22 protein-coding genes are annotated in these 22,993 nt (G+C 74.9%); 21 read left to right on the top strand and 1 reads right to left on the bottom strand.

Features of this window, described 5'->3' with window-relative positions:
- The first annotated feature begins 52 nt into the window (after positions 1 to 52).
- The 21 genes from smc (at position 53) to CELGI_RS10590 (ending at position 22,260) form a co-directional block, all read left to right on the top strand.
- A complete protein-coding gene (smc, locus tag CELGI_RS10690; protein ID WP_013884138.1) occupies positions 53 to 3,607 on the top strand; it encodes a chromosome segregation protein SMC in 3,555 nt (1,184 codons plus the stop codon).
- Between the two features lie 86 nt (positions 3,608 to 3,693).
- Positions 3,694 to 4,026 (top strand): hypothetical protein, encoded by a 333-nt coding sequence (locus CELGI_RS10685; RefSeq protein ID WP_013884137.1) that lies wholly within the window; start codon positions 3,694 to 3,696, stop codon positions 4,024 to 4,026.
- An 87-nt stretch (positions 4,027 to 4,113) separates the two neighbouring features.
- A complete protein-coding gene (ftsY, locus tag CELGI_RS10680; RefSeq protein ID WP_013884136.1) occupies positions 4,114 to 5,361 on the top strand; it encodes a signal recognition particle-docking protein FtsY in 1,248 nt (415 codons plus the stop codon).
- A gap of 157 nt (positions 5,362 to 5,518) precedes the next feature.
- The gene (locus tag CELGI_RS10675; protein ID WP_013884135.1) at positions 5,519 to 6,820 is read left to right on the top strand and encodes an ammonium transporter; all 1,302 of its coding nucleotides are present in this window, start codon (positions 5,519 to 5,521) and stop codon (positions 6,818 to 6,820) included.
- Entirely contained in the window at positions 6,820 to 7,161 is a 342-nt protein-coding gene (locus tag CELGI_RS10670) for a P-II family nitrogen regulator (protein WP_013884134.1), read from the top strand. The genes CELGI_RS10675 and CELGI_RS10670 overlap by 1 nt, the downstream gene beginning before the upstream one ends.
- Before the next feature lie 5 nt (positions 7,162 to 7,166).
- Positions 7,167 to 8,987, top strand: a complete 1,821-nt coding sequence (locus tag CELGI_RS10665; protein ID WP_013884133.1) for a [protein-PII] uridylyltransferase family protein — start codon at positions 7,167 to 7,169, stop codon at positions 8,985 to 8,987.
- 22 nt (positions 8,988 to 9,009) lie between these two features.
- Positions 9,010 to 10,602 carry a signal recognition particle protein gene (gene ffh, locus CELGI_RS10660; protein WP_013884132.1) on the top strand — a complete coding sequence of 531 codons (1,593 nt, stop codon included), beginning with the start codon at positions 9,010 to 9,012 and terminating at the stop codon, positions 10,600 to 10,602.
- 1 nt (position 10,603) lies between these two features.
- Positions 10,604 to 11,698 (top strand): amidohydrolase family protein, encoded by a 1,095-nt coding sequence (locus CELGI_RS10655; protein ID WP_013884131.1) that lies wholly within the window; start codon positions 10,604 to 10,606, stop codon positions 11,696 to 11,698.
- A gap of 195 nt (positions 11,699 to 11,893) precedes the next feature.
- Positions 11,894 to 12,325 (top strand): 30S ribosomal protein S16, encoded by a 432-nt coding sequence (gene rpsP, locus CELGI_RS10650; RefSeq protein WP_013884130.1) that lies wholly within the window; start codon positions 11,894 to 11,896, stop codon positions 12,323 to 12,325.
- Positions 12,325 to 12,564, top strand: coding sequence for an RNA-binding protein (locus CELGI_RS10645; RefSeq protein ID WP_013884129.1), 240 nt, complete (start codon positions 12,325 to 12,327; stop codon positions 12,562 to 12,564). The genes rpsP and CELGI_RS10645 overlap by 1 nt, the downstream gene beginning before the upstream one ends.
- A gap of 138 nt (positions 12,565 to 12,702) precedes the next feature.
- Positions 12,703 to 13,254, top strand: a complete 552-nt coding sequence (gene rimM, locus CELGI_RS10640; RefSeq protein ID WP_013884128.1) for a ribosome maturation factor RimM — start codon at positions 12,703 to 12,705, stop codon at positions 13,252 to 13,254.
- 3 nt (positions 13,255 to 13,257) lie between these two features.
- A complete protein-coding gene (gene trmD, locus CELGI_RS10635) occupies positions 13,258 to 14,052 on the top strand; it encodes a tRNA (guanosine(37)-N1)-methyltransferase TrmD (protein WP_013884127.1) in 795 nt (264 codons plus the stop codon).
- Positions 14,053 to 14,253: 201 nt separating this feature from the next.
- Entirely contained in the window at positions 14,254 to 14,613 is a 360-nt protein-coding gene (rplS, locus tag CELGI_RS10630) for a 50S ribosomal protein L19 (protein WP_013884126.1), read from the top strand.
- Positions 14,614 to 14,721: 108 nt separating this feature from the next.
- Positions 14,722 to 15,648, top strand: a complete 927-nt coding sequence (gene lepB, locus CELGI_RS10625) for a signal peptidase I (protein WP_013884125.1) — start codon at positions 14,722 to 14,724, stop codon at positions 15,646 to 15,648.
- Positions 15,645 to 16,538, top strand: coding sequence for a ribonuclease HII (locus CELGI_RS10620; RefSeq protein WP_013884124.1), 894 nt, complete (start codon positions 15,645 to 15,647; stop codon positions 16,536 to 16,538). The genes lepB and CELGI_RS10620 overlap by 4 nt, the downstream gene beginning before the upstream one ends.
- A 7-nt stretch (positions 16,539 to 16,545) precedes the next feature.
- The gene (locus CELGI_RS10615) at positions 16,546 to 16,869 is read left to right on the top strand and encodes a DUF2469 domain-containing protein (RefSeq protein ID WP_013884123.1); all 324 of its coding nucleotides are present in this window, start codon (positions 16,546 to 16,548) and stop codon (positions 16,867 to 16,869) included.
- A gap of 198 nt (positions 16,870 to 17,067) precedes the next feature.
- Positions 17,068 to 17,424: a YraN family protein gene (locus CELGI_RS10610; protein ID WP_013884122.1), complete on the top strand. Its 357-nt coding sequence runs from the start codon at positions 17,068 to 17,070 to the stop codon at positions 17,422 to 17,424.
- Positions 17,421 to 18,947: a YifB family Mg chelatase-like AAA ATPase gene (locus CELGI_RS10605; protein WP_013884121.1), complete on the top strand. Its 1,527-nt coding sequence runs from the start codon at positions 17,421 to 17,423 to the stop codon at positions 18,945 to 18,947. The genes CELGI_RS10610 and CELGI_RS10605 overlap by 4 nt, the downstream gene beginning before the upstream one ends.
- The gene (dprA, locus tag CELGI_RS10600; RefSeq protein WP_013884120.1) at positions 18,944 to 20,233 is read left to right on the top strand and encodes a DNA-processing protein DprA; all 1,290 of its coding nucleotides are present in this window, start codon (positions 18,944 to 18,946) and stop codon (positions 20,231 to 20,233) included. Before CELGI_RS10605 ends, dprA begins: the two co-directional genes overlap by 4 nt.
- Positions 20,234 to 20,380: 147 nt before the next feature.
- Positions 20,381 to 21,301 (top strand): tyrosine recombinase XerC, encoded by a 921-nt coding sequence (locus CELGI_RS10595; RefSeq protein ID WP_013884119.1) that lies wholly within the window; start codon positions 20,381 to 20,383, stop codon positions 21,299 to 21,301.
- Positions 21,302 to 21,315: 14 nt separating this feature from the next.
- Positions 21,316 to 22,260, top strand: coding sequence for a FliA/WhiG family RNA polymerase sigma factor (locus CELGI_RS10590; RefSeq protein WP_013884118.1), 945 nt, complete (start codon positions 21,316 to 21,318; stop codon positions 22,258 to 22,260).
- Positions 22,261 to 22,262: 2 nt separating this feature from the next.
- Here CELGI_RS10590 and CELGI_RS10585 read toward each other — a convergent pair whose 3' ends face one another.
- Positions 22,263 to 22,844, bottom strand: coding sequence for a murein hydrolase activator EnvC family protein (locus tag CELGI_RS10585; protein WP_013884117.1), 582 nt, complete (start codon positions 22,842 to 22,844; stop codon positions 22,263 to 22,265).
- Positions 22,845 to 22,993 lie beyond the last annotated feature (149 nt).

The raw sequence follows: 22,993 nt of genomic DNA, 5'->3' as shown, positions 1-22,993 counted from the left end.
CCGCAGCGCCGCGTCCCCGGTCCGGGACCGCGCGCGACCTACACTCGCCCCCGTGCACCTCAAGACGTTGACCCTGCGCGGGTTCAAGTCGTTCGCCTCGGCGACGACCTTGAGCTTCGAGCCCGGGGTCACGTGCGTGGTCGGCCCCAACGGGTCGGGCAAGTCCAACGTGGTGGACGCGCTCGCGTGGGTCATGGGCGAGCAGGGCGCCAAGTCGTTGCGCGGCGGCAAGATGGAGGACGTCATCTTCGCCGGGACCGCGGGCCGGCCCCCGCTCGGCCGCGCCGAGGTCGCGCTCACCATCGACAACGCCGACGGCGCGCTGCCCATCGAGTACTCCGAGGTCACGATCTCGCGGACGCTGTTCCGCAACGGCGGCTCGGAGTACGCGATCAACGGCCAGGGCTGCCGCCTGCTCGACATCCAGGACCTGCTCTCGGACTCTGGCCTGGGCCGTGAGATGCACGTGATCGTGGGTCAGGGCCAGCTCGACGCGGTGCTGCGCGCGACGCCCGAGGAGCGGCGCGGCTTCATCGAGGAGGCGGCGGGCGTCCTCAAGCACCGCAAGCGCAAGGAGAAGGCGCTGCGCAAGCTCGAGGCGATGCAGGCCAACCTCACGCGCCTGGCCGACCTCACGGCGGAGATCCGCCGGCAGCTCGGGCCCCTCGGTCGGCAGGCCGAGGTCGCGCGCAAGGCCGCCGTGGTCCAGGCCGACCTGCGCGACGCGCGTGCGCGCCTCCTGGCCGACGACCTGGCCCAGCTCACGTCGCAGCTCGAGCAGGAGATCGCCGACGAGACCGCGCTCGTCGAGCAGCGCACGCAGGTCGAGGCCGCGCTCACGGCCACGCGCGCGGACCTCGCCGCGCTCGAGCGCGAGGCCGCGCTGGCGGCGCCCGCGCTGTCCGAGGTGAGCGAGATCTGGTACCGCCTGTCCTCGCTGCGGGAGCGCCTGCGCGGCACCGCGACGCTCGCGGCCGACCGTGTGCGGCTGCTGGGCTCGTCGGCGCCCGAACGCACCGACGGCCGGGACCCCGACGACCTCGCGGCGCAGGCCGAGCGAGTCCGCGTGGCCGAGGCGGAGCTCGCGGCCGAGGTCGACGTCGCGCGGGCCGCGCTCGAGGGTGCGGTCGCCGCGCGGCACCAGGTCGAGCAGGACGCGGGCGCCGCGGAGAAGGAGCTCGCCACCGCGTTGCGGGGTGCCGCCGACCGGCGCGAGGGCGTCGCGCGGCTCGCGGGCCAGGTCGCCGCCCGGCGCAGCCGCGTCGAGGCCACCGAGGCGGAGATCGGCCGCCTGCGCGAGTCGCTGGCCGCGGCCGAGCGGCGCGGTGCGCAGGCCACGGCCGAGTTCGCCGCGCTCGAGTCGCAGGTCGCGGGCGCCGAGGAGGGCGAGGAGGGCCTGGACGCCGCGCACGAGGCGGCGACGGCGGCGCTCGAGGACGCGACCGTCGCGCTCACCGATCTCACCGAGCGGCTGGCCGCCACGGAGCGAGAGCGGACCGCGCTCGAGCAGCGCGCCGAGACGCTCGAGCTCAGCCTGACCCGCAAGGACGGCGCGGGTGCGCTGCTGGCGGCCGACGGCCTGCCCGGCACGATCGGCTCGGTCGCGGCGCTCCTGGCGGTCGACGAGCGCGACGAGGAGGCCGTGGTCGCGGCGCTGGGCGCGCTGGCCGACGCGGTTGCGGTCGACTCCGTCGACGCCGCGGTCGACGCGATCCGCTGGCTGCGCACCGAGGACGCGGGCCGCACCACGCTCCTGGTCGGCGGGGGAGCGGGCGCCGGACCCGTCGAGCTGCCCGCGGGCGTCGACCGGGCTCTCGACCTGGTGCGCGCACCCGAGCAGGTGCGCGGCACGGTCGAGGCGCTGCTGGCCGACGTCGTGGTGGTCGACGACCTCGCGACCGCCCGCGCGGTGCTCACCCGGGCGCCGCACGTCGTCGTCGCGACCCGCACGGGTGACGTGCTGTCCCGGCACCGCGCGTCCGGCGGGTCGTCCGCGGCGCCGAGCGCGCTGCACCTGCAGTCGGCGCTCGACCAGGCGCGCACCGGCGCGCAGACCGCGGCGCAGGACGCCGAGCGTCTGCGCTTCGAGGTCGCGAGCGCCACCGAGCGGCAGCGTGCGGCGAAGGTCGCGTACGAGGCGACGCTCGAGCGCCTCAACGAGTCCGACGCGCAGCTCGCGGCGGTCGCCGAGCAGCTGGGGAGCCTCGGCTCGGCCGCGCGTGCGGCGCGTGCCGAGGCCGAGCGCGTGCAGGCCTCGCTCGACCAGGCGGCCCGGACGCTCGAGGACGACGCCGCGCAGCTGGCCGAGCTCACCGAGCGGCTGACCGCGGCCGAGGTCGAGCCCGTCGAGAGCGAGGCGCAGATCGTGGCCGGCACGCAGCGGCGCGACGAGCTCGCACAGGCCGCGACGCAGGCCCGCACCCGGGAGACCGAGGCGCGCCTCACGCTGCGCACGGTCGAGGAGCGCGCGCGTGCGCTGTCCGGCCGCGCCGAGTCGCTCGAACGCGCCGCGCAGGCCGAACGTGCGGCCCGTGAGCGGGCGGCGGAGCGCGAACGCGCGCGGGCCCGTCAGGCGGCCGTGGCCGAGGCGGTCCGCGCGGGCGCGGCGCGCGCGCTCGAGGTGCTCGACAGCTCGCTGCGCCGGGCCTCGGACGAGCGCGAGACGGCCGAGGCCGCGCGTGCGCGGCGCGACGAGGCGATCGCGCAGGCCCGCGCGCTCGCCGAGCAGCAGGCAGCCGAGCTCGCGCGGCTCACGGACGTCGCGCACCGCGACGAGGTGGCGCGCACGCAGCAGCGGCTGCGCATCGAGCAGCTCGAGACGCGCGCGGTCGAGGAGCTGGGGCTCGACCCGGCGGTCCTGGTCGAGGAGTTCGGGCCGCACCAGGACGTGCCGGTGGTGACGGCTCCCGGGACCGAGCCGGACCCCGAGGCCCCGACGCACGTGCCGTACGTCCGCGAGCAGCAGGAGAAGCGGCTGCGCGCCGCCGAGCGCGCGCTCTCGCTCCTGGGCCGGGTCAACCCCCTCGCGCTCGAGGAGTTCGCGGCGCTCGAGGAGCGGCACAAGTTCCTGGTCGACCAGCTCGCGGACCTCAAGCGCTCGCGTGCGGATCTGCTCGAGATCGTCAAGGAGATCGACGAGCGCGTGCAGCAGGTCTTCACGGACGCCTACCGGGACACCGCGGCTGCGTTCGACGACGTGTTCCCGCGCCTGTTCCCGGGCGGCGAGGGGCGCCTGGTGCTCACCGACCCGTCGGACATGCTGACCACGGGCATCGAGGTCGAGGCGCGTCCGGCCGGCAAGAAGGTCAAGCGGCTGTCGCTGCTCTCGGGCGGCGAGCGGTCGCTCACGGCGGTCGCGCTGCTCGTCGCGATCTTCAAGGCGCGGCCCAGCCCGTTCTACGTGATGGACGAGGTCGAGGCCGCGCTCGACGACGCGAACCTGGGCCGCCTGCTCGAGATCTTCCGCGAGCTGCAGGAGGACTCGCAGCTCATCGTCGTGACCCACCAGAAGCGCACGATGGAGATCGCCGACGCGCTGTACGGCGTGACGATGCGCGGCGACGGCGTCACCACCGTGGTCAGCCAGCGCATGCGCGAGACCGTCTGACCGGCAGGCGTGAAGATCGTGTGTGGGAGCGGTCGCGATCGTGTCCCACGGCGGCACGCGGCCGGTCGTGGGACGACACTGGTCGTGTGCCTGTCGTCCTCGGAGTCCTCGTCGCGCTGATCGTCGCGGGCGTCGTCCTGCTCGTCGCGAGCACCTCGAGCGCCGACGACCGCCGGGACGACGAGTCGCCCTGGCGGGCCTTCCGGCGCGGCCTGGCCGCGCGGCGCAACCCCGCTCCGGACCAGGTGGCGGCGGCCCAGGCCGCCGAGGCGGAGCCGGTGGACCTGTCGCTCGCCGACTTCCTGCGCGTCACGGCCGAGCAGGGCGAGGGCTACCTGCACGTCGACGACCTCGCCGACGGCCTGCAGCGCGCGCGGGACAAGGCCGTGCGCGCGGTCCCGCTGCGCCGCCACGGCTGACCTCCGGCGCGTGCCCCCCGGCGCGTGAGCCGGCCGGCTGAACGTCCTGGTTAGCGCACCACCCGCGTTCGCCGTCAGACTGTCCGGGTGAACCCCGATGTGCTGACAGTCCTGCTCGCCGCCGGTGTGCCGCTCGCGCTCGTCGCGGCCGGTGCGACCGTGTTCGTGTCCCGCCGCCGTCCGCGCGACGACGCGGACGCGCCCGGTCCGGCGGGTCCGACGATCACGCACGTCCCGACGCAGCCCGCGGCGGTCGACGACGCGGTGGACGCGACCGGCGCGGGACTCGAGGTCCCGCCGGGTGCGGGCGTCGGCACGCTCGACGACGTCCCGACGCAGCCCGCGGCACCCTCGGTCGAGGCGCCCGAGCTCGGGCGGCCGGCGCTGGACGTGCCGGCACCCGCGCAGGGCCGGCTCGCGCGGCTGCGCGAGCGGCTCGCGCGCTCGGGCTCGCCGCTGGGCACCCGCCTGCTCGCGGTCCTGTCCCGCGACCACCTGACCGAGGACGACTGGGACGAGCTCGAGGAGACGCTGCTGCTGGCCGACGTCGGTGCGGGGCCCACGGGTGAGCTGATCGAGGCGCTGCGCACGCGCGTGCGCGTCGAGGGGCTCAAGGACCCCGCGCTCGTCAAGGCGGTGCTGCGCGAGCAGCTCGTCGCGCTCGTCGACCCGTCGCTCGACCGGACGCTGCGCACCGCGCCGACGACCGCGGCCGACGGCACGCGCACGCCCGCGGTGCTGCTCGTCGTCGGGGTCAACGGCACGGGCAAGACCACGACGATCGGCAAGCTCACGCGCCTGCTCGTCGCCGAGGACCGCTCCGTGGTGCTCGGTGCCGCGGACACGTTCCGCGCGGCCGCGGCCGACCAGCTCGAGACGTGGGGCTCGCGCGTCGGTGTGCCCACGGTCCGCTCCGACCGTGAGGGCGCCGACCCGGCGTCGGTCGCGTTCGAGGCGGTCCGCACGGGCAAGGCCGCCGACGTGGACGTCGTCGTCGTGGACACCGCGGGACGCCTGCAGAACAAGGCGGGGCTGATGGACGAGCTCGGCAAGATCACGCGCGTGATCGGCAAGGAGGCGCCCCTGTCCGAGGTGCTGCTCGTGCTGGACGCGACCACCGGTCAGAACGGTCTCAACCAGGCGCGCGTGTTCGGTGAGGTCGCCGGCGTCACGGGCATCGTGCTGACCAAGCTCGACGGCACCGCCAAGGGCGGCATCGTCGTCGCGGTGCAGCGCGAGCTGGGCGTGCCGGTCAAGCTCGTAGGCCTCGGCGAAGGTCCCGACGACCTCGCGCCGTTCGACGCCGAGTCGTTCGTCGACGGCCTGCTCCAGTAGCGCGCGCGGCCCATGCGGCCGCGACGAAACCGAACGTTTACACGCACGTGCCCCTTGTCACACGGCAGTAACGTCCGCCGTGCCTCAGCGAAACGCCGCTCCCCGAACGTTGTCCGCGTCCAGCCACCCCGGGCTGGCGAGGGGAGAGGCACACTCGATGTTCGAACTCGACACCGGCAACACAGCGTTCATGATCCTCGCTGCGTCGCTCGTGCTGCTCATGACGCCGGCCCTGGCGTTCTTCTACGGCGGCATGGTGCGCGGCAAGAGCGTGCTCAACATGATGATGATGAGCTTCGGCGCTCTGGGACTCATCTCGGTCATCTGGGTGATCTACGGCTACTCCGCCGCCTTCGGCTCGGACATCGGCGGGTTCATCGGCAACCCGACCGACTTCCTCGGACTGCAGGGCGTCGCCGACGAGAACAGCCTCATGGCGGCCACCGGCGTCCCGTTCCTGGTCGCCGCGGGCTTCCAGCTGACGTTCGCGGTCATCACCGTCGCGCTGATCTCGGGTGCGGTCGCGGACCGGCTCAAGTTCAACGCGTGGCTGGTCTTCGCGGGCGTCTGGGTCACGCTCGTCTACCTGCCCATGGCGCACATGGTGTGGGGCGGCGGTCTGCTGGGCGGCAACTTCTTCCTCAAGGACTCGCTGCCGCTCCCGATCGACTTCGCCGGTGGCACGGTCGTGCACATCAACGCGGGCATCGCGGGCCTGGTGCTCGCCGTGATCGCGGGCAAGCGCAAGGGCTTCGGCCGTGAGCCGATGCGTCCGCACAACCTCCCGTTCGTGATGCTCGGCGCCGCGCTCCTGTGGTTCGGCTGGTTCGGCTTCAACGCGGGCTCCGAGTTCGCGGCGGACGGCACCGCGGGCCGCGCGTGGCTCAACACGACGATCGCGACCGCGCTCGCCATGCTCGCGTGGCTCGCCACGGAGAAGGTGCGCGACGGGCACGCCACGTCGCTCGGTGCGGCGTCGGGTGTCGTCGCCGGCCTGGTCGCCATCACGCCGGCCGCCGCCGCGGTGGACACGTGGGGTGCGCTCGCCATCGGTGCGGTCGCGGGTGTGCTGTGCGCGCTGGCGGTCGGCCTGAAGTACAAGTTCGGCTACGACGACTCGCTCGACGTCGTGGGCGTCCACCTGGTCGGTGGCCTCGTCGGCACGATCCTCATCGGGTTCTTCGCCACCGACAAGAACTCGACCTGGTACCCCGATGGCGCGGCCAACGGCCTGTTCTACGGCGGCGGTGCCGACCAGCTGGTCACGCAGGTCGTCGTCGCGCTGGCGGCCGTGCTGTTCAGCGGCGTCGTGACCGCGATCATCGCGCTCGCGCTCAAGGCCACCATGGGCCTGCGGGTCTCCGAGGAGGTCGAGGTCGGCGGGATCGACCTCGCCGTGCACGGTGAGTCGGCTTACGAGACGCTGGGCGGGGCCCGCGTCGTGACGGAGGTGAAGTGATGACGAAGCTCGTGACGGCGGTCATCCAGCCGCACCGGCTGGACGACGTGAAGTCGGCCCTCGAGGCGGCGGGCGTCCGCGGCCTGACGGTGAGCGAGGCGAGCGGCTACGGCCGCCAGCGTGGCCACACCGAGGTCTACCGCGGCGCCGAGTACACGGTCGACCTGGTGCCCAAGGTCAAGATCGACGTGCTGGTCGCCGACGAGGACGTGGCCGGCGTGGTCGAGGTGGTCGTGCGCGCGGCGCAGACCGGCAAGATCGGCGACGGCAAGGTCTGGGTCGTGCCGGTGGAGGACGTCGCCCGCGTCCGCACCGGTGAGCACGGCGACGACGCGCTGTAGCCCGGATGTCCGACGAACGGTCGCCCGTGGGGGGCGCGGCCGGGGACGAGAACGACACGCAGGTCCCGCACCCCGCCCCTGGGGTGCGGGACCTGCGTGTCGAACGCCTCGACCTCGCCTCCGCGTTGTCCGGGCCGACGAGCGACGGCGTGGCCCGGCGCCTGCGCGTCTCGGTCCTGGTGCGCGCGCGCCTGGCCGAGCTGTGGCAGGAGGCCACCGCGGGGCAGGACCTGACGGGCATCGCGCTCGGCGCGGTCGGCTCGGTGGGGCGGGGCGACGCGAGCCCGGTGTCCGACCTGGACCTGCTGCTGGTGCACGAGGGGCGGGGCCGCTCGTCCGAGGACCTCCAGGGCCTCGCGCAGCGGCTCTGGTACCCGATCTGGGACGCGGGGCTCGACCTGGACCACTCGGTGCGCTCGCTCGCGCAGTGCCGTCAGGTCGCGTCCAAGGACCTGCCCGCCGCGGTCGGGCTGCTGGACCTGCAGCACGTCGCGGGCGACCCCGTGGTGATCGCACGCGCGACGTCCGCGCTGCTCGAGGACTGGCGTGCGGCCGCCCGCCGACGCCTGCCGGAGCTGCTGGCCTCGACGCGTCAGCGCGCCGAGCGGCACGGTGAGCTCGCGTACCTGATCGAGCCGGACCTCAAGGAGGCGCGCGGCGGGATCCGGGACGCCGTGGTCCTCTCGGCGCTCGCGGCCACGTGGCTCACGGACCGGCCGCACGGCGCGGTGGACCGCGCCTGGACGCATCTGCTCGACGTGCGTGACGCGGTGCAGGTCGTCACGCGGCGGCACACCAACCGCCTGCTGCTGGCCGACCAGGACGAGGTCGCGGCGCTCGTCGGCTCGGCCGACCGGGACGACCTGCTGGCCGGCGTGGCGGAGGCCGCGCGGACCATCTCCTACGCGCTCGACACGACTGCACGCAACGCACGGCAGGCGCTCGAGCGGCCCGCACGCGGACCCCGGCTGGTCCGGGGCCGGCGCGTGCCGCCGCGCCTGCGCCCCATCGCGGAGGGGCTCGTCCAGCACGGTGACGAGATCGTGCTCGCGGTCGACGCGCAGCCCGAGCACGACCCGCTGCTGGCGCTGCGGGCCGCCGCGACCGCGGCGCGCACGGGGCTGTCGCTGTCCCCGGTCTCGGTGCAGCACCTCACGGGCACGCCCGCGCTGCCCGAGCCGTGGCCCCGCCAGGCGCGCACGTACCTGCTGCAGCTGCTCGGCTCCGGGCACGCGCAGGTGCCGATCTGGGAGGCGCTCGACCTCGCGGGCGTGGTGACGACGTGGATCCCCGAGTGGGCCGGCGTGCGCAACCGCCCGCAGCGCTCACCCGTGCACCGGCACACGGTCGACCGCCACCTCGTGGAGACCGCGGCCAACGCCGCCGCGCTCTGCGACGCGACGCCGGGGGAGACGCTCCTGGTCGCCGCCGTGCTGCACGACATCGGCAAACGCGCGGGCGCGGGCGACCACTCGGTCGAGGGCGCGCGGCTCGCGGCGCCGATCGTCGAGCGCATGGGGTTCGGCGAGCAGGTCGCACGTGACGTCGCGCGGCTCGTGCGCGAGCACCTCACGCTCGTCGACCTCGCGACGACCGCGGACCCCGACGACCCCGCCACCGTCGACCGGCTGCTGGACGCGGTGGACCACCGCGAGGACCTGCTCGACGCGCTGCGCGTGCTCACGCAGGCCGATGCGGTCGCCGCGGGCCCCGCGGCATGGAGCCAGTGGCGCGGCACGCTCGTCGACGACCTCGTCGGACGTGCGCGTGCGCGGATCGTCGCCGGTCGTGCGGCAGGTGGCACGGGTACGCTGGGACGTCCCTGACCCCCTCCCGCTGAGGACGCACGTGTTCGCCACCCTGTCCGACCGCCTGACGTCGACGTTCAAGAACCTGCGCACCAAGGGCCGCCTGTCCGAGGCGGACGTCGACGCCACGGTGCGCGAGATCCGCCGGGCGCTGCTCGACGCGGACGTCGCCGTCACCGTCGTGCGGCAGTTCACGGGCGCCGTGCGGGAGCGCGCGCTGTCCGCCGAGGTCTCGCAGGCGCTCAACCCGGCGCAGCAGGTCGTCAAGATCGTCAACGAGGAGCTCGTCGGCATCCTGGGCGGCGAGACCCGGACGCTGCGGTTCGCGAAGAACCCGCCGACGGTCATCCTGCTCGCGGGTCTGCAGGGCGCGGGCAAGACCACGCTCGCGGGCAAGCTCGCGCTGCAGCTCAAGGGCGAGGGGCACACCCCGCTGCTGGTCGCGGCGGACCTGCAGCGACCCAACGCGGTCACGCAGCTCCAGGTGGTCGGCGAGCGTGCGGGCGTGCCCGTGTTCGCGCCCCACCCGGGCAACCAGGGCGCCGACGACGTGATGCCGCTGGGTGCGGACCCCGTCGCCGTGGCGCGCGCGGGCCTCGAGGCCGCGCGCACGCGTCAGCACGACGTGCTGATCGTCGACACCGCGGGACGTCTGGGTGTGGACGCCGAGCTCATGCGGCAGGCCGCGGACATCCGCGACGCGGTCCAGCCCGACGAGATCCTGTTCGTGATCGACGCGATGATCGGTCAGGACGCGGTGACCACCGCACAGGCGTTCGCCGACGGCGTGGGCTTCACGGGTGTGGTGCTGTCCAAGCTCGACGGCGACGCGCGCGGTGGTGCGGCGCTGTCGGTCGCGTCGGTCACGGGCCGCCCCATCCTGTTCGCGAGCACGGGCGAGAAGCTCACCGACTTCGAGGTCTTCCACCCGGACCGCATGGCCTCGCGCATCCTGGACATGGGCGACGTGCTGACGCTCATCGAGCAGGCCGAGCGCGCGTTCGACGCCGACCAGGCCGAGGCGATGGCCGGCAAGCTCGCGAGCGGCGAGGGCTTCACGCTCGCGGACTTCCTGCAGCAGATGCAGCAGCTGCGCAAGATGGGCTCGCTCAAGAAGATGTTCGGCATGCTGCCGGGCATGGCGCAGATGCGCGACGCGCTCGACAGCTTCGACGAGCGTGAGGTGGACCGCATCGAGGCGATCATCCACTCGATGACGCCGGGCGAGCGGGACAACCCCAAGATCATCAACGGCTCGCGCCGCGCCCGCATCGCGCGGGGCTCGGGCACCACGGCGACCGACGTCAACCAGCTGCTCGAGCGGTTCGACGCGGCGCAGAAGATGATGCGCCAGATGGCCAGGTCGGGCGGGATGCCGGGCATGCCGGGCATGGGCAACCTGCCGGGCATGGGCAAGAAGGCGCGGGGCAAGACCGCGGCTCCCGCGCGCAAGGTGCGCGGCAAGTCGGGCAACCCGGCCAAGCGCGCCGCGCAGGAGCGGGCCGCGATCGACGGGCGGCCCGCACCGTCGGCACCCACGGGCTCGGCGTTCGGCCTGGGTGGCGCCGCGCCCGAGGCGGACCCCGCGGCGCTCGAGCTGCCCGCCGGCTTCGAGAAGTTCCTGGGTCGCTGACGTGGCGGACGTCCTGCGCCTGCGCGGGACGGTCGTGCTCGACGACGAGCGCGAGGTCGGCGAGGCGTGGGTCGTCGGTGGACGCCTGACCTTCGAGCGACCACCGGGTGCGACGACGACCACGCTCGACGGCTGGGTGCTGCCCGGGCTGGTCGACGTGCACTGCCACATCGGCCTGGCGCGGGACGGTGCCGTGGACCGCGCGACGGCGGAGCGGCAGGCGGTCGCGGACCGCGACTCGGGCGTGCTGCTGGTGCGGGACGCAGGCTCACCCGCGGACACGTCATGGGTGCACGCGCGCACGGACCTGCCACGGCTGATCCGGGCCGGCCACCACCTGGCGCGGCCCAAGCGGTACCTGCGCCACTACGGCCGCGAGCTGCCCGACGTGCAGGACCTGCCGGGTGCGGTGCACGCCGAGGCGCTGCGCGGCGACGGCTGGGTCAAGCTCGTCGCCGACTGGATCGACCGCGACCTGGGCACCCAGGGCGACCTGCGCCCCCTGTGGCCCGACGACGTGCTGGTCCGCGCGGTCGCGGCGGCGCACGACGCGGGCGCGCGCGTCACGGCGCACACGTTCGCGACCGAGTCGATCGACCCGCTGCTCGACGCGGGCGTCGACTGCCTCGAGCACGCGACGGGCGCGGACGCCGAGCAGGTCGAGCGCATCGCGCTGCTGGGTGTGCCCGTGACCGCGACGCTGCTGCAGGTCGCGCAGTTCGAGGCGATCGCCGCACAGGGACAGGAGCGCTACCCGCGCTTCGCGGCCCGCATGCGGGCGATGGGCGAGCGCCGGTACGCGCACGTGCGTGACCTGCACGACGCGGGTGTGCGGGTCCTGGTCGGCACGGATGCCGGCGGGACCATCGGGCACGGGCGCATCGCGGACGAGGCCGCGGAGCTGGTGGCCGCGGGGATCCCCGCGCGCGACGTCGTGGCCGCCGCTTCCTGGCGGACCCGCGCCTGGTTGGGCGTGGACGGCGTGTCCGAGGGCGCGAGCGCCGACGTCGTGGTCTACGACACCGACCCGCGCGTGGACATCGGTGCGCTGCGCCGGCCCGCGGCCGTCGTGCTGCGGGGGACCCGCGTCCGCTGATCACCGACCAGAGGGCACGTGCCGAACGGGGCCGGTTGGGGAGCACGCCGTGCGTCTGGCATGATGGTCGGCTGTACTCGTCGTTCGCGGACCCTCTAGCCGCTCTCGATGTGTCCTTGGCCTGACCGCAGTCGCCCACCCCACGGGCTGACGCGCAACGGCACCCAGCGCACACCCCCAGGAGAAGACCACACCGTGGCCACCAAGATCCGCCTCAAGCGTCTCGGCAAGATCCGCGCCCCCTACTACCGCATCGTCGTCGCCGACTCGCGCACCAAGCGCGACGGTCGTGCGATCGAGGAGATCGGCAAGTACCACCCGACCGAGGAGCCCTCGCTCATCGAGATCGAGTCGGAGCGCGCGCAGTACTGGCTCGGCGTCGGCGCGCAGCCGACCGAGCAGGTCCTCGCCCTCCTCAAGATCACGGGCGACTGGCAGAAGTTCAAGGGCCTCCCGGGCGCCGAGGGCACGCTGCGCGTGAAGGCCGGCAAGGCCGACCCGAAGGCCGCTGTCGAGGCGGCGGCTGCGGACGCCGAGAAGGTCAAGGCGAAGGCGTCCGAGAAGAAGGCCGCCGTCGAGGAGACCCCGGCACCCGAGGCCGAGGCCACCGAGGACGAGCAGGCCTGATGCTGGCCGACGCGCTCGAGCACCTGGTGCGCGGCATCGTCGACCACCCGGACGACGTGCGCGTGAATGCCGTGGCCCTGCGCCGCGGCGAGCTGCTCGAGGTCCGGGTGCACCCCGAGGACCTCGGGCGCGTGATCGGCCGCAACGGCCGCACCGCGAAGGCGCTGCGCACCGTCGTCGGTGCGCTCTCGCCGGACGGCACGGTCCGGGTCGACGTCGTGGACGTCGACCGGCGCTGAGCCTCCCGGTCCGGCCGCGTCCGGACCGCACGCTGACGACGAAGGCCCGGCCCTACTGTGGGGCCGGGCCTTCGTCGCGCCATGACCGCCCCGGACGCGGCCGCCCGGCCCGCCCCACCCCGATCGAAGGACCTGGACATGCAGCTGACCGTCGCGCGCATCGGCCGCCCGCACGGACTGCGCGGCGAGCTCGCGCTGGACCTGCGCACGGACACCCCGCACGAGCGCCTGGCCGTCGGCGCGGTGCTGAGCACCGACCCGCCGGGTGTGGGGCCGTTCACGGTCACGCGCACGCGCGTGCAGCAGGGCCGCTGGTACGTGACGTTCGCCGAGGTGGCCGACCGCTCCGCCGCCGAGGCCCTGACGGGCACCGTGCTGGTCGTCGAGCAGGACGGGTCCGACGAGGAGGACGCCTGGTACCCGCACGAGCTGGCCGGGCTGCGCGCGGAGCACGTGGACGGCCGCGTCCTGGGCGAGGTCGTCGGCCTGGACCACCTGCCGGCGCACGACGTGCTCGTCGTGCGCGAGCCCGACGGGACGCGGACGCTGGTGCCGTTCGTCACCGCGATCGTGCCGGTGGTCGACGTCGCCGGTGGCCGCGTGGTCCTCGACCCGCCCGGTGGGCTGCTCGCGTCGGACGCGGCGAACCTCGTGGTGTCCGACGAGACGCGCGGCGAGCCGAGGGACTGAGCCGTGCGCATCGATGTCCTGACGATCTTCCCGGCGTACCTCGCGCCGCTCGAGCTGTCGCTCGTCGGCAAGGCGCACGAGGCGGGTCTGCTGGACCTGCGCGTGCACGACCTGCGCGAGTGGACGCAGGACCGGCACCGCACGGTCGACGACACGCCGTTCGGCGGCGGCGCCGGCATGGTCATGCGGCCGGACGTGTGGGGGCGCGCGCTCGACGACGTGCTCACGCCGGGGGCGCACCTGCTGCTGCCCACGCCGTCGGGTGACGTGTTCACGCAGGCGACCGCGCACGCGTGGGCCGACGAGGAGTCGCACCTGGTGATCGCGTGCGGGCGGTACGAGGGGATCGACGCACGCGTCGCAGAGCACTACCGCGCGGCCGGGGTGCGGGTCAGCGAGTACTCGATCGGCGACTACGTGCTCAACGGCGGCGAGGTCGCGGCGCTCGTCGTGGTCGAGGCCGTCGCGCGCCTGCTGCCGGGCGTGGTGGGCAACCCCGCGTCGCTGGTCGAGGAGTCGCACGGCGAGGCGGGCCTGCTCGAGTACCCCGTCTACACCAAGCCGCCGCAGTGGCGGGACCTGGACGTGCCCGACGTGCTGCTGTCCGGGCACCACGCGCGCATCGCCCGGTGGCGGCGTGACGAGGCGCTGCGCCGCACCGCCGCACGCCGCCCGGACCTGATCGCGGCGCTCGCCGCCGGTGCGCTCGACGCGCACGACCGCGCGGTGCTCGACGCCGAGGCGGACGGCAGGGCCGACGACGTGCCCGACGGCGAGGCCGTGCCCGGCACCGCCTGATTACCGGCCGCCCCGCGCCGTGTGGCAGAATCGCCCGTTGGTGCGCGCGGCCGCGTCTCTGCCACAGGGGAGACGACCACCGACCACCGGAGGGCGTACGCCGTCCGGCCGCACCACGAACCAGACCATCGGGACGCCGTCCGCGTGCGGACGCGCCCACTGATCGCGTTCCTGACCTGTGGCAGGGCGGGGAGAGACATCATGCACACGCTCGACCAGGTCGACGCAGGCGCGCTGCGCACCGACATCCCGGAGTTCCGCGCCGGTGACACCGTCAAGGTCAACGTCAAGGTCGTCGAGGGCAACCGCTCGCGCGTCCAGGCGTTCCAGGGCGTCGTCATCGCCCGCCAGGGCAGCGGTGTCCGCGAGACGTTCACGGTCCGCAAGATCAGCTTCCAGGTCGGCGTCGAGCGCACGTTCCCCGTGCACGCGCCCTCGCTCGAGTCGATCGAGGTCATCACCCGCGGTGACGTCCGTCGCGCGAAGCTGTACTACCTGCGTGCGCTGCGCGGCAAGAAGGCGAAGATCAAGGAGAAGCGGGTCAACGCCCCCAAGGGCTGACCACGCGTCACGAGGAGGGGCGGCACCGCCAGGCGGTGACCGCCCCTTCTTCGTGTCCGGCGGGTGACCGGATCCGCCACGCACGGCTCGGCGTGCAAGAGTGTCCGCGTGAGCGCCGACGACGAGCACCCGCGCGCGGCCGCCGGTGACCAGGCGCCGGGCGGGCGTGACGACGACGTCACGACCCGCGGCGCGCGCGTGGGACGGCGCAGCGGCGAGGTCGGCCGTCACGGTGAGGACGGGCAGGACTTCCAGGACGATCAGGACGGGACGAACGTGGGCGTGGACTCGAGCGTGAACGACGTGGCGGCGGAATCGTCCGACGAGCAGGCACCCCGCCCGGCGGCCCGCAGGTCACGCGGCGGCTCCGGGGCGTCGATCCTCAAGGAGACCGGCATCATCCTGGTCTCCGCGCTCGTGCTCTCGTGGCTCATCAAGACGTTCCTGGTGCAGGCGTTCTTCATCCCGAGCGACTCGATGAACGACACCCTGATCGAGGACGACCGGATCATGGTCAGCAAGCTGACGCCGGGACCGTTCGACCTCGAGCGGGGCGACATCGTCGTCTTCAAGGACCCCGGAACGTGGCTCGACGGCCAGGTGGTCGAGAAGCCCAGCGCGTGGCGCAGCGCGGTCAACGACGTGCTCACGTCGGTGGGCCTGTACCCGCAGGACGCGGGCGAGCACCTGGTCAAGCGTGTGATCGGCCTGCCCGGCGACCGTGTGGCGTGCAAGGGCGAGGGCGAGCCGGTCACCGTCAACGGCGTCCCGCTCGACGAGCCGTACCTCGCCCCGGGTGCCATCCCGGCGCAGCAGCCGTTCGACATCACGGTCCCCGCGGACAGCCTCTGGGTGATGGGTGACAACCGGCAGAGGTCGGCGGACTCCCGTTTCCACATGGGCGAGCCCGGCGGTGGTTCGATCCCCATGGACAACGTCGTCGGCAAGGCGTTCGTGACGGTGTGGCCCGTGGACCGCATGACGGTCCTGCACAACCCGGGCGACACGTTCAAGGACGTGCCCGACCCGTCATGACGACGGTGCACGACGAGCCCGTGGTCGCCGACGCGACCTCCGTGGCGGCACGGTCAGCCGCGGCCGTCGCGACGCCGCGCCGCGCCCCGGTGTCGGGCCGCGGGTCGGGTGGCGCGCGGCCCGGTCCGCACCTGCGGCACGAGCGTGCGCTGCTGCGCTCGGGGGCCCGCCTCGTGGCGGGCATGGACGAGGTGGGCCGCGGGTCGCTCGCGGGTCCGGTGTCCGTGGGTGTCGTCGTCGTCGGCCTCGAGACGCGGTCCGCTCCCCGCGGCGTCGCCGACTCCAAGCTCCTGACGCCCGCCGCGCGCACTGCGCTCCTGCCGGCGCTCGGCCGCTGGGGCGTGGCGCGCGCGGTCGGGCACGCGAGCCCGGCGGAGATCGACGCGATCGGGATCATCGCCGCGCTGCGCCTCGCCGGTCATCGCGCGCTCGCCGCCGTCGGTGCGGTCGCGGGCCCGGTCGACGTGGTCCTCCTGGACGGCAACCACGACTGGCTCACGCCTCCCGCGCAGGGTGAGCTGTTCGCTCTCGAGGTGGCAACCCGAGCGCTCGCTCCGCACGCCTCCGATGCGCACGTCGCCCCTGTGCCCGTGCCCGCTGTGCCCGTGCCGGCCGTGCACCTGCGCATCAAGGCGGACCGTACGTGCGCGAGCGTCGCGGCCGCGAGCGTCCTGGCCAAGTGCGAACGCGATGCGCTCATGACGTCACTCGCACCCGCACACCCCGCGTACCGCTGGGACGAGAACAAGGGCTACGCGAGCCCCGAGCACGTGGCGGCGCTGCGCGCGCTGGGCCCCAGCGCGCTGCACCGTCGTTCGTGGCGGCTCCCGGCGGGCGACGCGCCCGGGGCCGTGGACCTCGACGTGTGCGCGCCGGACGGTGGGGGATGATGAGCGCGTGAGTGCGGAGGACCTGGAGAACTACGAGACGGACATGGAGCTCGCGCTCTACCGCGAGTACCGCGACGTCGTGAGCCTGTTCGCGTACGTCGTCGAGACGGAGCGTCGGTTCTACCTCGCCAACCACGTGGACCTTCAGGTCCGGTCCGCGGCGGGTGAGGTGTACTTCGAGCTGTCGCTCGCCGACGCGTGGGTCTGGGACGTGTACCGCTCGGCGCGGTTCGTGAAGTCGGTCCGCGTCGTGACGTTCAAGGACGTCAACGTCGAGGAGCTCGCCAAGGCCGAGCTCGACCTCGGCGGAGGTGCGGGCTTCCCGCGCTGACGGGTGCCACCCCGCGGGTCCCACCCCGCGCGGCGGCCGGCCGCCGCGCATCCCGTCGCCGGTCCACGCGGCTGACGCGTGCCACGCGAGCGCCACCCGCCCACAGCCCACCGAACGCGCCGCCGGTCCCTGGGCGGGCTGCGGATCGCCGGGTGCCCCGTGGCCCGCCTGCGAGCGTTCGGGCCGGAGGTGGTGGGCATGCGAGCGACGGATGCCGTCGGACGGCACGGCGAGGACGTGGCCGCGGCCCATGTGGTCGCGCGGGGCTGGCGGGTGCTGGACCGCAACTGGCGCTGCCGCGAGGGCGAGATCGACCTGGTCGGCATGGACGGCGACGAGCTCGTGGTCGTCGAGGTCAAGACGCGGCGCTCCACGGCGTACGGCTCCCCGGCGGAGGCGGTCACGCACCGCAAGCTCGCGCGTGTGCGTCGCCTCGCGGCCGCGTGGCTCGCGGCGCACGACGTGCGGCCCCGGTCGGTCCGGGTCGACGTGATCGCGGTGCTGCTCCCGGCCGCGGGTGCGGCGCAGGTCGAGCACCTCGAGGGGGTCTGGTGAGCGCGGGGCTGGGCAGCACGCTCGCGGTCGCGCTCGTGGGGCTGCGCGGGCACGTCGTGGACGTCGAGGCGCACCTGGCCGCGGCGCTGCCGGCGTTCACGCTCGTCGGCCTGCCGGATGCGGCGCTGGCCGAGTCGCGTGACCGCGTGCGCGCCGCGGTCGCGTCGTCGGGGCTCACGTGGCCCAACCGGCGCGTCACGGTGAACCTCTCGCCCGCGACGCTGCCGAAGTCCGGCTCGTCGTTCGACCTCGCGATCGCGATCGCCGCGCTGGCGGGCGCGCGCACCGTCGACCCCGAGCGGACGCGCGATGTCGTGCACCTCGGTGAGCTCGGTCTCGACGGCCGGCTGCGGCCCGTCCGGGGCGTCCTGCCGGCCGTCGCCGCGGCGGTCGCGGCGGGGCGCACCCGCATCGTGGTGCCGGTCGGCAACGTCGAGGAGGCGACGCTGGTCCCGGGTGCCGACGTGCGCGGAGCGCACTCGCTCGCGCAGGTGCTCGCGTGGCACGGCGCCGAGATCGAGGTCGCCGACGTGGAGCCCGTCCGCGACGACGAGCCGGAGACCCGCGGCGGGACGCGGCTGCTCGACCTGGCGGACGTGGTGGGCCAGCCCGAGGCGCGCTGGTGCCTGGAGGTCGCGGCGGCCGGCGGTCACCACCTGCTCATGGTGGGTGCGCCCGGCACGGGCAAGACCATGCTGGCCGCCCGGCTGCCCGGCATCCTGCCGGACCTGTCCGAGGCCGACGCGGTCGAGGTCACCGCGATCCACTCGGTGGCGGGCACGTTCGACCCGGGGGAGGGCCTGGTCCGAAGGCCGCCGTTCGAGGACCCGCACCACACCGCGACGCCGCAGAGCGTGATCGGCGGCGGCAGCGGCGTGCCACGCCCGGGTGCGGCGTCGCGGGCGCACCGCGGCGTGCTGTTCCTCGACGAGGCGCCGGAGTTCACCACGGCCGTGCTGCAGACGTTGCGGCAGCCGCTCGAGCACGGCGAGCTCGTGCTGCACCGCGCGATGGGCACCGCGCGCTATCCAGCGTGCTTCCAGCTGGTGCTGGCCGCGAACCCGTGCCCGTGCGGGCGTGCCGTCGGCAAGGGCCTCGACTGCTCGTGCCGGCCGGAGCAGCGTCGCCGGTACTTCGGCCGGCTGTCCGGGCCCCTGCTCGACCGGGTGGACCTCCAGGTCGAGCTGCAGCCGTCACGTGCGAGCGACCGGTCGGGGGAGTCGTCCGCGGTGGTCGCGCGACGCGTGGCAGGTGCGCGGGCGGCCCAGGCCGAGCGGTTCGCGGGACTGCCGTGGCGCACGTGCGCGCAGGCCCCCGCCGCGTGGCTGCGGGAGCGCCTGGGCCCGGACCGCTCGCTCGTCTCGAGCCTGGCGGTCCAGGTGGACCGTGGTGCGCTGAGCCTGCGTGGGGCGGACCGTGTGCTGCGCGTCGCATGGACCGTCGCCGACCTCGCGGGCCGCACGGCACCCGGTCGCGACGACGTCGCGACCGCGCTCGCGCTGCGCACCATGGGGGCGTCGTGACGAGCGCGCGCCCGGACGCGGACCGGCCGGTGGACGGGTGCGGGGCGCAGCGGCCGACCGGTGGCGCGGTGACCGTCGACGAGGCCGAGCGGTGGGCGCGGGCGGCGTGGAGCGCGCTCGCCGAGCCCGGCGACGTCGTGGCGGGTGCGCTCCTCGACGCCCTGGGTGCCGTCGAGGCATGGCGCTGGCTCCTGGAGGCGCCGCACCGGCCCCCGGCCCACCTGGACGGCCTGGGCACCGAGCTCGCACGCGGTCGGCTGGTCCGCGCGATCGAGCGGTGGACGCCGCGCGCCGCGGTGCTCGCGGCGCACGGGTGGGGGAGTGCGACGCCCGCGCCGGAGGTCGCGCCGTTCGTCGCCCCGGGCACTCGTGGCGGCCCGGCCGCCGTGCACGTGCTGGTCCCGGGTGACGCGCGGTGGCCCGTGGGACTCACCGACCTGGGCGCCGCGGCCCCCGCGTGCCTGTGGGTCCGGGGCGACCCGGACGCGCTCGCGGACGGTGCGGACCGGCCTCGTCGCGCGGTCGCGCTCGTGGGCGCACGTGCCGCGACCGCGTACGGGGAGCGGGTCGTCGCCGACCTGGCGGGTGGACTGGCCGATGCCGGCGTCGTCGTGACGTCCGGCGGCGCGTACGGCATCGACGCCGCGGCGCACCGCGGTGCGCTGGTGCGCGGCGGCCGGACCGTCGTCGTCGCGGCGGGTGGCGTGGACCGCGCCTACCCCGCGGGCAACGCCCGGCTGGTCGAGGAGGCGGTCGCCACGGGCGGCGCCGTGATCGGCGAGGTGCCGCCGGGCGCGCTGCCCACGCGCAGCCGGTTCCTGCAGCGCAACCGCCTGATCGCGGCGCTGTCCCAGGTCACCGTCGTGGTCGAGGCCGCGTGGCGGTCGGGTGCGCTGAGCACCGCGCATCACGCGGCACGCCTCGCGCGGCCCGTGGGCGCGGTGCCCGGGCCGGTCACGTCGATGGCCTCCGCCGGGTGTCACCGCCTCCTGCGGGACGGCGTCGCGGTCTGCGTGACCGACGCCGCCGAGGTGCTCGAGCTCGCCGGCCCGGCGGGTGCGGCCGCACCCGAGCCCGGCGACCCGCGGGGCCCCCGCCCGCTCGACGGGGTCGGTCCGCGGGAGCAGCGCGTGCACGACGCGCTGGGCACGCGACGCGGCCGCCCGCTCGAGGAGATCGCCCGGGACGCGGGGCTCACCACGCGCGAGACCGCGACCGCTCTCGGGCTCCTGGAGCTCGCGGGCGCGGCGCTCCGGGACGCGTCCGGATGGCGTACCCACGCCTGACCTGAGCGCTCACCCGGGTGAAAAAGACGCCGAGAACACGGAATGGAGCCACAGGAATCGGACATTGCAGAATGTATCGCCCACCGTTAGCCCGGTCAGGTGAAAGTGGCGCTTGTCTTGCCGGGCGATTCCCGTCACCTTTGTGCCATGCCCGAGGCCGAGATCACCCAGGAGACACCCGCTCGGGTGCGTCTCCTGGCTGACTTCGAGCAGCACCTCGTGGCGCAGCGCGGTCTGTCCGCGCACACCGTCCGCGCCTACCGCGGCGACGTCGAGGCGCTGCTGTCGTACGCGGCCCGGCACGGCGCACGCACGCTGGCCGACGTCGACCTGGCCGTGCTGCGCGCGTGGCTCGCGTCGATGGCGGCCGGGCAGCGCAGCCGCGCGACGCTCGCGCGGCGCGGTGCCAGCGCCCGCACGTTCTTCGCCTGGGCCGCGCACACGGGCCGGGTGCAGCGCGACCCCGCGATCCGGCTCGCGACCGCGCGCGTGGCGGCCCCGCTGCCCACGGTCCTGACGCAGGACACCGCGCGTCGCATGCTCGACGAGCGCGCGCAGGACGCGCGCACGGGCGAACCGCTCGTGGTGCGGGACTGGGCGCTGCTCGAGCTGCTGTACGCCACGGGCGTGCGCGTGGGCGAGCTGTGCGGCGCCGACGTGAGCGACCTGGACCTCGCCACGTGCACGCTGCGCGTGGTCGGCAAGGGCGACAAGGAGCGCGTGGTGCCGTTCGGGCGTCCCGCGGCCGACGCCGTGGACGCCTGGCTGCGCGTGCGGGGCGAGCTCGCGGGCGCCGGCGCCGCTCTCTTCGTCGGCGCGCGCGGCGGCCGCATCGACCAGCGCCAGGTGCGCGACGTGGTGCACCGCGCGACCACGGCCGCCGGCGCGGACGTCGCGCCCCACGCGCTGCGGCACTCGGCCGCCACCCACCTGCTCGAGGGCGGATCGGACCTGCGCAGCGTGCAGGAGATCCTCGGCCACTCGAGCCTCACGACCACGCAGCGCTACACCCACGTATCTGCCGAGCGGCTCCGCTCGGCCTATGCACAGGCACACCCCCGGGCCTGAGGACGGAACACGGAATGACCATCCACCTGGACGCCCCGGCCGCGCTGGCTGTCATCGGACGCAGCGCGACCGCCCCCCTCGGCGTCATCCCCCAGCAGCGGGGTCAGCTCGACGTCGAGCTGGACGAGCTGCTGGACGGCGAGCTCGCGACCGTCGTCGCGCTCCCCGAGGTCCCCACGCAGCGTGCCGAGCCGGTCGACCCGGACGTCGCCACGATGTGGACGGACTTCAAGGCGACAGGTGCGCGCGAGCACCGCGACGCGCTGATCCTGCACTACGCGTCGCTGGTGACGGCCGTCGCGGGCCGCGTGGGCATGCGCCTGCCGGCGATGGTGGAGCAGGCCGACCTGGTCTCCTACGGCATGTTCGGCCTGATCGACGCGATCGAGAAGTACCAGCTCGACCGCGCGGTGAAGTTCGAGTCGTACGCGTCGTCGCGGATCCGCGGCGCGATCATCGACGAGCTCCGCGCCATGGACTGGGTGCCGCGCTCGGTCCGCACCAAGGCCCGCTCGGTGGATCGTGCGCTCGCGGAGCTCGAGGCGACGCTGCACCGCGCGCCGACCGAGGCCGAGGTCGCCCAGCACCTGGGCTGCCAGGTCACGGAGCTGCGCAACGTCAACTCCCAGCTCGCGACGTCCAACATGGCGGCGCTCGACGAGCTCCTCGGCGGCGAGGACCGTGCGGGCGGCGTCTCGCTCGGCGACACGCTGTGCGACGAGCGCATCGACGACCCGGCGGGCACGCTCGCCGACGCCGAGACGGTGCACCTGCTGGCCCGCGCGATCGAGCAGCTCGGCGAGCGCGAGCGCATCGTCGTGGTCCTCTACTACTACGAGGGCATGACCCTGGCCGAGATCGGCCGCGTGCTCGGCGTCACGGAGTCGCGCATCTCGCAGATGCACACCGCGGCGATGACCCGCCTGCGCACCCGACTGGTCGACGCCGAGCGCATCTGACGTCAGCCGACGGGCAGCAGGACCACGGGCCCGCCCGGGTCGATCAGGAGCATCGGGTCCAGGTAGCTGTCCGGCGCCGTGCGGACGCCCCAGTGCACGCAGGGCGTGCCGCCGCAGTGCGGGCCGCCCTCGACCGTGCCCACCGGTGTTCCCGCGCGGACGTGCGTGCCGACGGTGACGTCCGCGCGCACGGGCTCGAGGCTGGTCGTCAGACCCGCGGCGTGCCGGATCGTGAGCACGCGCCGGCCGGCGACCGGACCCGCGAACGCCACCACGCCGTCCGCGGGGGAGGCGACCGGACCGCCCGTCGTCGCCGTGAGGTCCACGCCCCGGTGGCCCGCCGCCCACGGCGCGGGCGGTGCGTCGAACGCGCGCAGCACGTGCGCACCCGCGACCGGGAGCACCCAGGTGGCCGCCGACGTCGCGACCGTGGCAGGTCGCGTGGGCACGGCCGCGGCGGTCGACAGCGATGCCGCGACGACCGAGGCCAGGAGCGCGGCGACCACGCCCCGTCGGACCGCAGGTCCGGTGCGCCCCGGACCCACGCCGGAGCGGGTGCGCGGGGCGGGGCGCGACGTGGACATGGCACCGATGCTCGCGGCCGCGGGAGGTCGCGCACCGCGTCCGGCCGCGATGTCGGGGGACGCGCGGCCGCGCGTGCGGGCCGGGGTCGGGTGGGACGCACGGCTGTGGCCGAGGGGGCCGCACGCGTCGGGTAGACTTCACGCGCGAC

It is taken from the genome of Cellulomonas gilvus ATCC 13127, from assembly GCF_000218545.1.
Classification (GTDB): domain Bacteria; phylum Actinomycetota; class Actinomycetes; order Actinomycetales; family Cellulomonadaceae; genus Cellulomonas; species Cellulomonas gilvus.
This window is presented reverse-complemented; position numbering and strand designations above follow the sequence as displayed.